Genomic DNA, 12,810 nt, shown 5'->3' on the forward strand with positions numbered 1-12,810 from the left:
TGGCACGTTGCCTCCCTGCGGGTATTTCAACCGAGCACAACAAACCTGACGTCATAGCCTCCCGTATTATTGGCGTATTCAGACGCAACATTTGTATCGTTAAAAATGAATGAAATTTCGCCATCAGCCGGGACTTCCAAGTCGCTACCGCCGCTTCCGATACCGTAAATATGCTCACCCGCTTTGATCAGTAATTTCCCCGCCAGTGCTTCTGGCAGGACAAAAGTGGGATCCGGTTTTTGCGCTGACGGATGCTGGCTGTCGCCGTCAGGTCCAAAGCTGCGACCGCGGCTGTCGTACTGAGCGGTACCGGCTGCAATCAGCATCACCTTGTCCCCTTTGCTCACGGTTATGCCGGTGTGGGTCCAGTCACTGCGCGTTGCGGGAACATGACCTTTCCAGTCCGCCTTTTGAGCCGCCGCTTTCTTTTCGTCTTCAGCGATATACACAACCGCGCTGAAAGCGCCGCTGTTGTCGCGATGTGAAGAGTCGCTGACCACGAGAATCAACTCGCCTTCTTCCGGTACCGACCACTGGTAAACACCACTGCCAATGTCATAGCTTTTTCCGGATGCACTGAATCGGGCTTTCAGCACCTTATCGTTCCGTAAGACAAAGCCCTCTTTTAGCCTGCCGTATGGCGATGCCAGGGCGTAGTCTTCCTTACCGTATTTAATCCATCCTTCCGCAATAATACTGATTTTTTGCCCGGCTTTCAGTTTAAGTCCGGTATTAATGCCCGTGTCAGCAGTTGCGTCAATATTGCCCGACCATGCAGGTGAAACAGTCATATAATTCTCCGTAATCGTGACAGCGTAGAGCGTCCAGCTTGTCAGTGGTATGAGGTAATAAATAGCCTATAGATAATGTTTTTTGTTACTAAGGGGTACGGCATTCATAATCAGAATATAAACAGATATGCCACTCAGCAAATAATATTCTGGAAATGATGCTGATGATTTCTGTTCGTCTCCCGTCTGCTGCAGTTCTGCGAATTAAATATTAGGATTAATCTCATGCTGTGTTTTGTTGCTCCAGAGCGGTAATGCGTGTGAGTGAGAGGTATATGTTGAAACCAAAAAAGTAATAGGCATGGTAACTAAGTGGATACTTGTTAACCCATTCCTTTTCCGTCTGGGAGGCGTGAAATTAAGTGGAAAGGTAGATGTTTTTTATTGGACGGATATCACGGCAGGCGGTGCTGTAATGCGCCCTCTCACTGCTTTGTGTACCTATTATTACCGCCATTCGGGTATGGTAATTAATTTACTAAAGGTATAATTACAGTCATGATTAAAAGTGCGATTACTCCTATAGTTAACATTAAAATCAATTGCAAATCAGTGACTTAGTGTTTGATTGTGTTGGTGGATTTATATAAATCGCAGCGTAAAAAAAGAAATCGCATTATTCTTTCGACATAAGTCTGGAAAAGATAAATATATTCATATGTATCCATGATGAAATGTTATGAATACTGAATGTGATGTCTGTCACATGCAGGGGAGTTTTGTCTTTGATTGATGAAAAGCACGCATCAAATGTAATGTTAATGAAGTTTGATAAAGGAGAATAGCATGACGGCTAAGCCAGAATGGTCCGGAGAAGTTCCTGCAAACATTCCTGCCGGTATTAATACAGGCCTGCAACTGAATGCCGGTGATGAGATAACGATAATGGCCTCTGGCTGGATTAAATACGGTAAAGAAGAATTTGCGCTGGCGGTGCCGGATGGCAGGGTGAAAGAAGGGCTCATTACCTGCAATGATAAGGTGCTGAAGGCGAGATTTGATACCTCTGGAAAAGGTTATGATATAGGCGGTGGAGTATATAAATGGGCGGCTCCCCAAAGCGGTACCCTGCATCTGTATATTGCCGATACAGAGGTTGGATACTCTGATAATACCGGCAGTTTCAGCGTCAATGTATACCGGTAAGAACGGGTCGTTTCGGATACAGCGATTTCAGCCCCATTGATATGGCGGCAGGGATTATGTCCGGCGTTCTCAAACCGATATCTTATTCATTCCAATATTATTCGCAGAACTCAGCAGATGATAAGAAGACTAATCAACAATATTCTCTGGTACTCTACCGGGTGGGTGTTTTTTGGCCTGATAGTGCTCAGTGGAATCGCAGGGGGACTGGCGGCTTCAGTCCTGCATTTTACTACAACGGATGCATTCCTGGCCGCATTTTGCCTTTTTCTGTTGCTGTCATTGCCCGTTTGCTTCTGGCTGCACCGGTTATCTCGCATACACCGGCGTCAGTAATGTACACGCCCACAAGGTGAGTCCCTGTGAGCGTGTAGTGTTTCCAGTACGGAGCATGCGCAGTCGCGTTACTGGTGCTTATCCTGCAACGCCTTCAGGGGTAAACGCCATACGTCATAGCGCTCCTGGCCAGGTTTGACCGCGCCAGCAAAATGGTCGTTCAGGCTGCTGGAGGTAAAGATCAGATCCCCGTCCGGATTGATGGCCGGCGTGTCCGGCCAGTGTACGCCGTCGTTTGACGCCATCAGGGTCATTGAGCCGCTCTTCGGTTCATACCTGACAATACCGTTGTGTGTCACATCGGTGATATAGAGGTTGCCTTCGGCATCGGTCACGATACCGTCGGTATTGCCTCCCACCGAACCAAGATCCCGGATCTGCGCCGCAATCTGCGCATCGTCAGCACCTGGCTTTCGCAGAATGTCAGTCGGTACCGCAAACGCATGGGTCCCTGTCGTCACTGTCCAGTAGAGCGTGCCGGTATCCGGAGACAGCGCAATACCGTTGATGCCAATCAGTAATGGACGGCCAGGCCAGACTTCAGCCCCGTGCGAGACGACTTTCACACCCGGCTCAATCTGCAGGTCTGGATGACGGTCGAGCACGCGTCGGGCAGTGCCGGTTGCGAAATCGGCGATGATAAGACCGACGCGGTTTTCAGGCGCACTGCGCGAGCCGCTGTCGGAGATGTAGGCGACACGGCGCGTCTCATCAACAACCACATCATTGAGGAAGCTCGCCTTGCGGTCTGCCACGCCATCCAGTGGAATGCGTTTGATCGTGCGGCCGGTATTCAGATCCAGCACCATCAGTTTCTGCGAACCCACGGGGGATTCCGCTTCTCCCGCGACGAACCCCATATCCAGGGCCCACAGCCAGCCATTCTTACGGTCAATATAGAAGCCAAGCACGTTACGCAGGTTCTGGTCGGGAGCGGTTTCCACCGCATTACCCCCGCGGGACGGAAATGCCGTGAGGCGCGCCGGTCCGGTCTGCACGGTCGTATCAAGAATACTTAACGTCGCGGGTGCACCGGCTGAAACCAGTCGAGGGGTACTGACAAAGGCTCTTCCCTTTGCATCAAAGTGGATGCCTGCGATGGGCGCGTTAACCGAGCCGGAAAACGGCGTCGGCGTTTCCCCCTTCTCAGGCGTATTCCAGGTTACGCCGGTATAGCTGCGCCAGCGCTCAAGAGGGGCCTGGTTCGCTGCGCTGACTCCGCTCGCAAAAGAGAACAACATTGCCATCGCGATGGCGGACATATTACGGGTACGTTTGAACATTTCTATGCTCCGGTAAATAGGGGAAAGCAGGGGACACTGGTTCCCCTCAGGTCATGACGGCTGCTGCATTAAAGAATGGAGCGGAAAGTGCCGCCTTCGACGCGCACCGCGGCACCGTTAGAGGCAGCGCCCAGCGGGCTCGCCAGCAGCGCGACCATCGCGGCTATCTCATCAGCATCGATCATTCGCGCGATAAGAGAGCTGGGACGGTAGGTCTGGAAGAAATTCGCTTCGATCTCCTGGTCGGTCATACCCGGTGCAGGTGCGGTCTGGCGCAGGTATTCGATAATGCCGTCGGAGCGGGTCGCTGAAGGCAGTACGCTGTTGACCGTAACGCCCGTCCCCTTCGTGAGTTCGGCCATACCGCGCGAAACGGCGAGTTGCGCCGACTTACTGACGCCGTAATGCACCATATCTGGCGGCGTGAACGCGCCGACTTCGCTCGACATAAATATCACCCGGCCCCAGTTGCGTTCCAGCATGCGCGGGAAGTAATGCCGTGACAGGCGAACGCCGGACATGACATTGATGTTGAACATGTTCAGCCACTCATCATCGGTGATGTCGGTGAAGTCTCGGGCTTCGTAAAAGCCCAGGTTGTTGATGAGAATATCGGTGTCAGGGCAGGCCGCGATCAGGGCTTTTGCCCCCTCAGCGTTTCCCAGGTCGGCAACGATGGCGGTGACCTGCGCCTGAGGCTGAGCGGCGGTAATGTCTGCCACGGCGTTTTGCAATTTCGCGTGGTCACGACCAGTAATGGTGACGGCCACGCCTTCGCGCGCCAGCGTGCGGGCGATGGCCAAACCAATCCCCGCGGTTGCGCCAGTAACGAGTGCTGTCTTACCGGTGAGTTGAAGATCCATGATTTTACCCTCTGGTGATGAATGCGCACACTTTACTCATCGCCCAACTGGAGATAAATTAGCGGAATTGAAAAACATTTGTTCCTGAAAGAGCATAATGAGCAGAAAATTCGATTATCTTGGCGATGTTGAGGTCTTCATCGCTGTCGTTGAACACGGCTCATTTACTGCTGCTGCCGTCGCCCTGTCCACCACGCCCTCGGTGTTGAGTCGTGCGGTTTCTCGCCTTGAGACGCGTCTGGGACGACAGCTTTTACAGCGAACCACCCGTCGGGTAGGCCTGACCGAGGCAGGGCGAGTTTATCTGGAGCAGGCGCGCTCTGCTTTTTCCCTGCTGGATGAAGCCGAACGTGATGGGCAGGGCCAGGAAGGCGACCTGACCGGACGCGTGCGCATGAGTGTACCGACTACCTACGGTCACTATCGCCTGCCGCCCTTGCTGGCGCGATTCTCCCAACACTACCCGCGCGTTCAGGTGGATCTGAACATCACCAACCGCAACGTCGACCTGATTGCTGAAGGGTTTGATCTGGCGATTCGTTTGGGTCAGATGCCCGACAGTGGTTTAGTCGCGCGTAAACTGGAGGATGCCGCTTTGCTGCTGGTCGCATCACCCGCGTACCTTCACAGAATGGGGACTCCGCAAACGCTGGATGATTTGCACCGACACATGTGTCTGCCGTTTATTTTGCCGCGCACCGGTCGCATCGCTCCGTGGGTGTTTCGGGAAGACGAACGCGATGTGGACTGGCTACCCGTTTCACCTATCGAAACATCGGATGATGTGCTTGGCGTTGTCTCCCTGGCTGAACACGGTATGGGGATTTGCCAGAGCTATGAATTTATCGTTCGGGACAGGATACAGCGCGGTCAACTGGTGGAGGTGCTTCCTCACCTTCGCGGACGCTCGCGGCCGTTCTCGGTGATCTTCGCGCCACACCGGCGCCAGTCCGCTGCCACCCGCGCGATGATTGATCTCCTGACCACGCAATAACGACAAGGGAAGGGTGCAATATGAAAAAAACGTCTTATTCGTTTTTGATTCCAGCGATTGTTGGGGTATTGACGCTGGTAATTTGTTTTATTACCTGGCGCGTAGAAATTTACCGTGTGACATTTATTAACGCTCTCGCAATGCAATACATCGCGACCGGCTCATTGCTCTTGTCGCTGGCTTTGATGGTCATTTTTATCTGGAAGGGACGGTTGAAAGGTTGGCCGTTTTCTGAGCGTCTAAAAGTGTTCATTGGCACCTTTATTATCAGCATGCCTCTCGCCATTTTCGTCGTCTTTACGGCGGTTTATTTACTGGATGGGAAAGTGTCGTCCTGGAGTGCTCCTTACAAATATAAATCTGTAGGCAGATATAATTGTGAAGGGGCTGAAGTATATGAACCTGAACTGAAAGAGAAGATACGTATTTGTCACCCGATGGGCGACTATCAACTCGATAACACCTTATATGTTGAAAAACGCAGTAATGCGCTGGGTATCGTGGTGCTTTGGGCTATCACGCGCTCATGAACAGGGGAAAGCATCAGTGGCGCAACATGACGTCTAGCCCGCCTCCAGCATCCCAAAACTTACAATCCGCGATCGACCCAGTTCTTTAGCCCGGTACAAAGCCACATCGGCTGCACGCAGCAGGTTGTCACTCTGGGCGTGCTGCGGATAGCTGGCGATACCAATCGAAACATCGACTGGCCCAATCTCCGTGAGTCCATAACGTAGCGACAACCCTTGTACGCCGTTGTAAATCTGTTGAGCACAGTCATGCGCTTCTTCTTCATCAGCACCGGAAAGCAGTACTAAAAACTCCTCCCCGCCGTAGCGGAAAGCCATTCCGTTGTCATGGGTAGCCCGCTGAACAATCGTCGCTACGCTTTTAATAACCTGATCACCCGCTTCATGGCCAAACCGGTCATTAATGCTCTTGAAGTGATCGATATCGATCATCATGCAACTCAGTGGTTCGCCGTTACGAATGGCCTGTGTCATTTGGGTATGAAGCGTATCTTCCAGATGATGGCGATTACGCAAGCCGGTCAGCGGGTCGAACAATGCTTTTTCCAGCAACGCATCGCGTAGCCGCTGGTTTGCCAGCGCCAGACCGAGCGCTTCGGCCATGAGTTCGAGATAAGCACGGGCAGGGGCATTTTCCGCGGTGATATTCTGGAATGAGAGTAGACCAATGGCCTCGCCCTGGGCAATAAGCGGCACGCACAGCGAACGATACGCCAGTGATTCCGGCAGATGATAGCAGGCGATATCCGGCTTACCGCTGAACGGGGGATGACTCTGACCACGCCTTACTGCCCAGCATTCGTCAGGATGAAACATCATCTCCTCTCCCGTGGGGGAGAGCCACTGGGCAACGCAGCGCATCTGCCAGGGATCGCGGTCAAGGACATAGAGCCGGCCAGGGACCCCCGGGGCGATATTGGGGGCAAACATCTCCGCCACGTTGATAACATCGGTAAAGTTCTCACACCCTTGCAGCCGCTGCGTCATGCGGGCCAGCAGTTCGCGGACAGCCCAGTCGGCGTCGCGCTCTTTTTCCAGCCGTTGCCGGGCAAGGCCGTTTTCACGAAAAATACGGATCGCCTGCGCCATATCGCCAATCTCATCAATCTGATTAAAATTCGGCGTTTCGACGGCGTAATCCTGCGACGCCAGACGGTGTACCACGTCGCTCAGGCGCACCACGGGGCGCAGCACGCGGCGTTTCAGGATAAAGCCCAGGACAAACAGAAACAGCAGGGCGGTCAGGCCAACCATCAGTTCAGAGGCCGTACGCAGCGCTTTCGATTTTTTGGTGGCATCCTGCACGGACGCAATCACCCGCTTGTCGAGGATCTGGCGAAAGTGATCAATCTGGTTTTGTGCGCGTTCCAGTGCCTGCTCATAGGGGGCACCATAAAGCAGGGCAATGGCCTGGGCATCTTCTCCCCGTTCTGTACTGGTCAGGGCCGTCTGCTGTTCATCCTGTAGCTCATCGATAATCTTGAGACCTTCCCGCAGCAGGGACAGCTCCTCATCGGACGCGCCGTTATCGCGCAGTTTATCCAGCCTCAGCTCGACATTTTTCAGGTTGTTCTCTGACTGGCTGTATTGTCTGAGGGTTTGCGGATCTTTTTTTATTACGTACAGGCGGGCTAAATCGGACTGCGCCCAGGCGTCGGTTTCAATATCCTCCGTCAGCTCATCAAAGCGCTGCCGCTGTTCCACGGCATGACGTTCCACGGTGTCGGCATTGGATGCCATCAGCATGATGATGCCTGAGACAAGGGTCAGGCAGACCGTGGCACCATAGGCCCAGTTAGTTATCGTTGCGATTCGCACCTGTGGATCCTTTTACGACATGAGAAGGATGGCGTTCTTTCAAATTATAGAAAACGTTTGATTTAAGGCGAAAAAAAAGGCGGCACAGTGCCGCCTGGTGTGGTCTTTATCGTCATATCATCACAAATCTGGAGGGTTTTTTCCTTCCTCGATGAAATCCGCATCCAGCTCTTCGGCGTTACCCGCGTGATCGCGACCGGAGAACAGGTTCCAGCAGGCGATGAACAGCGCGGCGATCAGCGGCCCAATCACAAAGCCATTAATGCCGTACAGCTCCATCCCGCCAAGGGTTGAGATGAGGATCAGGTAGTCCGGCATTTTGGTGTCTTTCCCCACCAGCAATGGACGCAGGATATTGTCCACCAGCCCGACAATGATGACGAAGAAGCCAACGATAAAGAGACCCTGCCAGAGCTGATGCGTGGCGAACAGGAAGATGGCGGCCGGCACCCAGACAATGGCCGAGCCGACGGCCGGAACCAGCGAAAGGAACGCCATCAGCGCGCCCCAGAGTACGCTACCGTCAATGCCAGCGATGGCAAATGCAATCCCGCCGAGCGTGCCCTGAACCACCGCCACTACCGCCGTACCTTTTACCGTTGCCCGCGAGACGCCGACGAATTTGGCGAACAGATGCTGTTTGGCAAAATCAGACAGAGGAAGCGAATCAAGGATCTGGCGTACCAGATACGGACCATCTTTCAGCAGGAAGAACAGCAGATAAAGCATGATGCCGAAGCTGATCGCAAAGCCAAACGTCCCTTTACCAATCAGAAACGCGCTGCCGGCCAGATACTGTCCGCCCTGCAGGGCCACATCGGAGAGTTTTTTCTGGATCTGCGCCGCGTTCGTCAGATTGTGGTCCGCAAGGAAGCCGCTGGCCCAGCCTGGCAGGTGGTTAAAGATGCTCGCCACCACTTCCGGGAATTGGGTATTGTTCGCTTGCAGCTTGGTGTACACCACGTTCAGTTCAATGGCGAGCGATGAAAAGATCACCATCAACGGGATAAAGACGATGAGGCAGATAATGCCGATGGTTAACAGCGAAGCCAGTCCGTTGCGATCGCCCATCGCCGCGCGCAGCTTGTTTTTTACCGGGTTAAAGATAACGGTAAGAATGGCGGCCCATAAAATCGCGGAGAAGTAGGGGGAGAGCACGTCGAAGAAAGCCCAGGTGACAAGGGCGAGTATGAAGATAAAGAAACCTTTGGTCAGTCCGTTAAAGCGCATCAGTTGATCCTGTAACGATGAAACTGTGTCGACTATAGAACTGATTGAGGGATTTACCAAGAATTGCGCCACTGTAAAATCCCGCGTATGAACCCGCTCCTTACGGATACCACTTTCGACTGACCGAAGAACGCCAGGGTCCGCGCCATGCTGTAAGTATCTGCTTGCGGAGGTGCTTATGGCCTGGCGTCCGTTCCTGTATGTGATCCTCACAACCCACCCCAGACTCAGCGCGCGGCGCGCCCGATTACGTCTGGTCATCTAGCTTTTTCTTAACAATCGCGGTATAACACACCTTCTTTGGATGTTTAGATGTCCATACGTATAGAAGGTAATATGCAAACACAACAAGAAAATGGGCAGCTTAAGCGCACCATGAAAACACGCCACCTGATTATGCTCTCGCTGGGTGGGGTCATTGGGACAGGGCTATTCTTCAATACTGGTTATATCATTTCAACGACCGGGGCCGCGGGAACGCTGCTGGCGTACCTGATTGGCGCGCTGGTGGTCTGGCTGGTGATGCAGTGTCTGGGCGAACTTTCCGTTGCGATGCCGGAAACCGGCGCGTTTCACGTCTATGCCGCCCGCTATCTTGGCCCGGCTACAGGCTATACCGTGGCGTGGCTTTACTGGCTTACCTGGACGGTGGCGCTCGGGTCGAGCTTTACCGCCGCCGGGTTCTGTATGCAGTACTGGTTCCCGCAGGTGCCCGTCTGGACGTGGTGCGTGGTGTTCTGCGTGGTGATCTTCGGCCTTAACGTCATCTCCACGCGCTTCTTTGCCGAAGGCGAGTTCTGGTTCTCGCTGGTGAAAGTCATCACCATTATTGCCTTTATTATTCTTGGCGGGGCTGCGGTGTTTGGCTTTATCCCGATGCAGGACGGTTCTCCCGCGCCGGGCTTAACCAACCTTACCGCCGAAGGCTGGTTCCCGCACGGCGGCCTGCCAATCCTGATGACCATGGTCGCGGTGAACTTCGCCTTCTCCGGGACAGAGCTTATCGGTATCGCGGCGGGTGAGACGGAAAACCCGCACAAGGTGATTCCGGTTGCCATTCGTACCACCATTGCCCGGCTGATCATCTTCTTTATTGGTACCGTGTTTGTGCTGGCCGCGCTGATCCCGATGCATCAGGCGGGCGTGGAAAAAAGTCCGTTTGTACTGGTGTTCGAAAAGGTCGGTATTCCGTACGCGGCTGATATTTTTAACTTCGTGATCCTGACGGCCATCCTGTCGGCGGCGAACTCGGGCCTGTACGCTTCTGGCCGCATGCTCTGGTCACTCTCGAATGAAAAAACGCTGCCGCGTTGCTTTGCGCGCGTTAATAAAAACGGCGTACCCATGACGGCGATTTCTGTTTCAATGCTTGGCGGCGTACTGGCGCTGTTCTCAAGCGTGGTGGCACCGGACACGGTGTTTGTCGCACTGTCCGCCATCTCAGGCTTTGCTGTGGTGGCGGTCTGGATCAGCATCTGCGCGTCGCATTTTGTCTTCCGTCGTCGCCATCTTCAGTCTGGTCAGCCGCTTTCCGCTCTGCAGTATCGCGCGCCGTGGTATCCGCTGGTGCCGGTGCTTGGCTTTATCCTCTGCGTGGTGGCCTGTGTTGGTCTGGCATTTGACCCGAGTCAGCGTATTGCCCTTTATTGCGGGCTTCCGTTTGTTGCCCTGTGTTATGGTGCCTACTACCTGACCCGAAACATGACATCGCAGGAGCCTGAACATGTCGCAGAATAATCCGCTTACCGCCATCCTTGAAAAACAGCCATTTGTGGTGCTGGATGGCGCGATGGCGACGGAACTGGAAGCGCGCGGTTGTAATCTTGCAGACAGCCTGTGGTCTGCCAAAGTGCTGGTTGAAAACCCGGATCTTATCCGCGACGTTCATCTGGACTACTACCGGGCGGGAGCGCAGGTGGCAATCACCGCCAGCTATCAGGCCACGCCTGCGGGGTTTGCCGCACGAGGCCTGGATGAGGCGCAATCCCGTGCGCTGATTGGCAAAAGCGTGGAGCTGGCGCGTAAGGCGCGCGAAGCGTATCTCGCGGAAAACCCTCATGCAGGCACGCTGCTGGTCGCGGGATCGGTTGGGCCGTATGGTGCATACCTGGCGGATGGTTCTGAGTATCGCGGTGACTACGTGCGAAGCGCAGAAGCGTTTACCGATTTCCATCGCCCGCGCGTGGAAGCGCTGCTGGATGCCGGGGCAGATCTGCTGGCCTGCGAAACGCTGCCATCCTTTGCTGAAATCAAGGCGCTGGCGGCGCTTCTTGCCGAGTATCCCCGGGCCCGGGGATGGTTCTCGTTTACCCTGCGTGACAGCGAGCACCTCAGCGACGGCACGCCGCTGCGCGAGGTGATTTCCGCGCTGGAACGCTATCCGCAAATTGTGGCGCTGGGGATCAACTGTATCGCGCTGGAAAATACCACCGCGGCACTGAAACATCTTCACAGCCTCACCGCACTGCCGCTGGTGGTCTACCCGAATTCGGGGGAGCATTATGACGCCGTGACCAAAACCTGGCATCACCATGGCGAAGCCTGCGAAACGCTGGCGGGCTATTTACCCCAGTGGCTGGCGGCCGGGGCGAAGTTGATTGGGGGATGTTGCCGGACCACGCCGAAAGACATTGCGGAGCTAAAGGCGCAGCGCTGATGCCGTGTGTCGTCTGATGCATTCACCTCATCCCTCTCCCGTCGGGAGAGGGAGCCAGAATAAACCTCACAAAATTCACTATCCTTTGCCACTTTTTTTCTAAAAACGAATCGGAATTAACGATTCTTTTTTATTCCTTTATCAAAATTCCTGCGCCGGAAATACTGCCCTCATAACAACAAGGGGAGCAGTCACAATGGCAATTTCATCGCGAATTACACTTCTCGGCGCGCTGGCGCTGTGGGCATTTCAGGCACAGGCGGTAGACGTTACCGTCGCGTATCAAACCTCTGCGGAACCGGCAAAAGTTGCGCAGGCGGATAACACTTTCGCCAAAGAAAGCGGCGCGAAGGTGGACTGGCGTAAATTCGACAGCGGGGCGGCCGTCGTGCGCGCATTAGCGTCCGGCGATGTGCAGATTGGCAATATCGGTTCCAGCCCGCTGGCGGTGGCTGCCAGCCAGCAGGTGCCTGTTGAGGTTTTCCTGCTGGCGTCACAGCTCGGGAATTCTGAAGCCCTGGTCGTGAAGAAAAACATCACCCGTCCGGAAGATCTGATTGGCAAGCGCATCGCCGTGCCGTTTATCTCCACCACCCATTACAGCCTGCTGGCGGCGCTCAAACACTGGGGCATCAAGCCGGGCCAGGTGCAGATCATCAACCTGCAGCCACCCGCAATTATTGCCGCCTGGCAGCGTGGGGATATCGACGGCGCTTACGTCTGGGCACCTGCCGTGAATGAGCTGGAAAAAGACGGCACCGTGCTGACCGATTCCGAACAGGTGGGGCAGTGGGGCGCGCCGACGCTCGACGTGTGGGTCGTGCGTAAAGACTTCGCGGAGAAACACCCTGACGTGGTGAAGGCGTTTGCTAAAAGCGCCATTGACGCCCAACAGCCTTATCTCAGCAATCCCGATGCGTGGCTGAAAGAGACGGGCAATCTGGAAAAACTGTCGCGCCTGAGCGGCGTTCCGGAAGCGGACGTGCCGGGGCTGGTGAAAGGCAATACCTATCTCACGCCTGCACAACAGGTCCAGCAGCTCAATGGGCCGGTCAATAAAGCGATTGTCGATACCGCTACGTTTCTGAAAGAGCAGGGCAAAGTGCCTGCGGTGGCGACAGATTACAGCCAGTACGTGACCGATCGCTTTGTGAAATAAGGGG

11 protein-coding genes are annotated in these 12,810 nt (G+C 54.5%); 6 read left to right on the plus strand and 5 right to left on the minus strand.

Annotated features, from left to right (window positions below; genetic code table 11):
* Window positions 1-26 precede the first annotated feature (26 nt).
* A complete protein-coding gene (locus HV340_RS04525) occupies window positions 27-791 on the minus strand; it encodes a LecA/PA-IL family lectin (protein WP_181216336.1) in 765 nt (254 codons plus the stop codon).
* A gap of 786 nt (window positions 792-1,577) precedes the next feature.
* On the opposite strand from HV340_RS04525, the gene HV340_RS04530 reads away from it, so the two are divergent.
* Window positions 1,578-1,937: a LecA/PA-IL family lectin gene (locus tag HV340_RS04530; RefSeq protein WP_044868113.1), complete on the plus strand. Its 360-nt coding sequence runs from the start codon at window positions 1,578-1,580 to the stop codon at window positions 1,935-1,937.
* A gap of 404 nt (window positions 1,938-2,341) precedes the next feature.
* Here the strand turns inward: HV340_RS04530 and HV340_RS04535 are convergent, their stop codons facing one another.
* On the minus strand, window positions 2,342-3,556 hold the full coding sequence (locus HV340_RS04535) for an L-dopachrome tautomerase-related protein (RefSeq protein ID WP_181216337.1): 1,215 nt from the start codon (window positions 3,554-3,556) through the stop codon (window positions 2,342-2,344).
* A gap of 68 nt (window positions 3,557-3,624) precedes the next feature.
* Window positions 3,625-4,419: an SDR family oxidoreductase gene (locus tag HV340_RS04540; RefSeq protein WP_073395590.1), complete on the minus strand. Its 795-nt coding sequence runs from the start codon at window positions 4,417-4,419 to the stop codon at window positions 3,625-3,627.
* 97 nt (window positions 4,420-4,516) lie between these two features.
* Between HV340_RS04540 and HV340_RS04545 the strand changes: the two genes are divergently transcribed.
* Window positions 4,517-5,413, plus strand: coding sequence for a LysR family transcriptional regulator (locus tag HV340_RS04545; protein WP_086532891.1), 897 nt, complete (start codon window positions 4,517-4,519; stop codon window positions 5,411-5,413).
* Window positions 5,414-5,433: 20 nt separating this feature from the next.
* Entirely contained in the window at window positions 5,434-5,943 is a 510-nt protein-coding gene (locus tag HV340_RS04550) for a hypothetical protein (RefSeq protein ID WP_020885258.1), read from the plus strand.
* A 33-nt stretch (window positions 5,944-5,976) separates the two neighbouring features.
* Here HV340_RS04550 and HV340_RS04555 read toward each other — a convergent pair whose 3' ends face one another.
* Both HV340_RS04555 and HV340_RS04560 read right to left on the minus strand, forming a co-directional pair.
* Window positions 5,977-7,761, minus strand: a complete 1,785-nt coding sequence (locus tag HV340_RS04555; protein ID WP_181216338.1) for a diguanylate cyclase — start codon at window positions 7,759-7,761, stop codon at window positions 5,977-5,979.
* A gap of 120 nt (window positions 7,762-7,881) precedes the next feature.
* Window positions 7,882-8,991, minus strand: a complete 1,110-nt coding sequence (locus tag HV340_RS04560; protein WP_020885256.1) for an AI-2E family transporter — start codon at window positions 8,989-8,991, stop codon at window positions 7,882-7,884.
* 336 nt (window positions 8,992-9,327) lie between these two features.
* Here HV340_RS04560 and mmuP point away from each other — a divergent pair, with 336 nt between their 5' ends.
* From mmuP to tauA, 3 genes are all read left to right on the plus strand, one after another.
* Complete coding sequence (gene mmuP / locus HV340_RS04565) at window positions 9,328-10,728, plus strand: S-methylmethionine permease (RefSeq protein WP_025205021.1); 1,401 nt, start codon at window positions 9,328-9,330, stop codon at window positions 10,726-10,728.
* Window positions 10,715-11,647: a homocysteine S-methyltransferase gene (gene mmuM / locus HV340_RS04570; protein WP_050737469.1), complete on the plus strand. Its 933-nt coding sequence runs from the start codon at window positions 10,715-10,717 to the stop codon at window positions 11,645-11,647. The genes mmuP and mmuM overlap by 14 nt, the downstream gene beginning before the upstream one ends.
* Window positions 11,648-11,843: 196 nt before the next feature.
* Complete coding sequence (gene tauA, locus HV340_RS04575; protein WP_014168800.1) at window positions 11,844-12,806, plus strand: taurine ABC transporter substrate-binding protein; 963 nt, start codon at window positions 11,844-11,846, stop codon at window positions 12,804-12,806.
* The last annotated feature ends 4 nt before the right edge of the window (window positions 12,807-12,810 follow it).

It is taken from the genome of Enterobacter sp. RHBSTW-00975, assembly GCF_013615235.1.
Lineage (GTDB): Bacteria > Pseudomonadota > Gammaproteobacteria > Enterobacterales > Enterobacteriaceae > Enterobacter > Enterobacter ludwigii.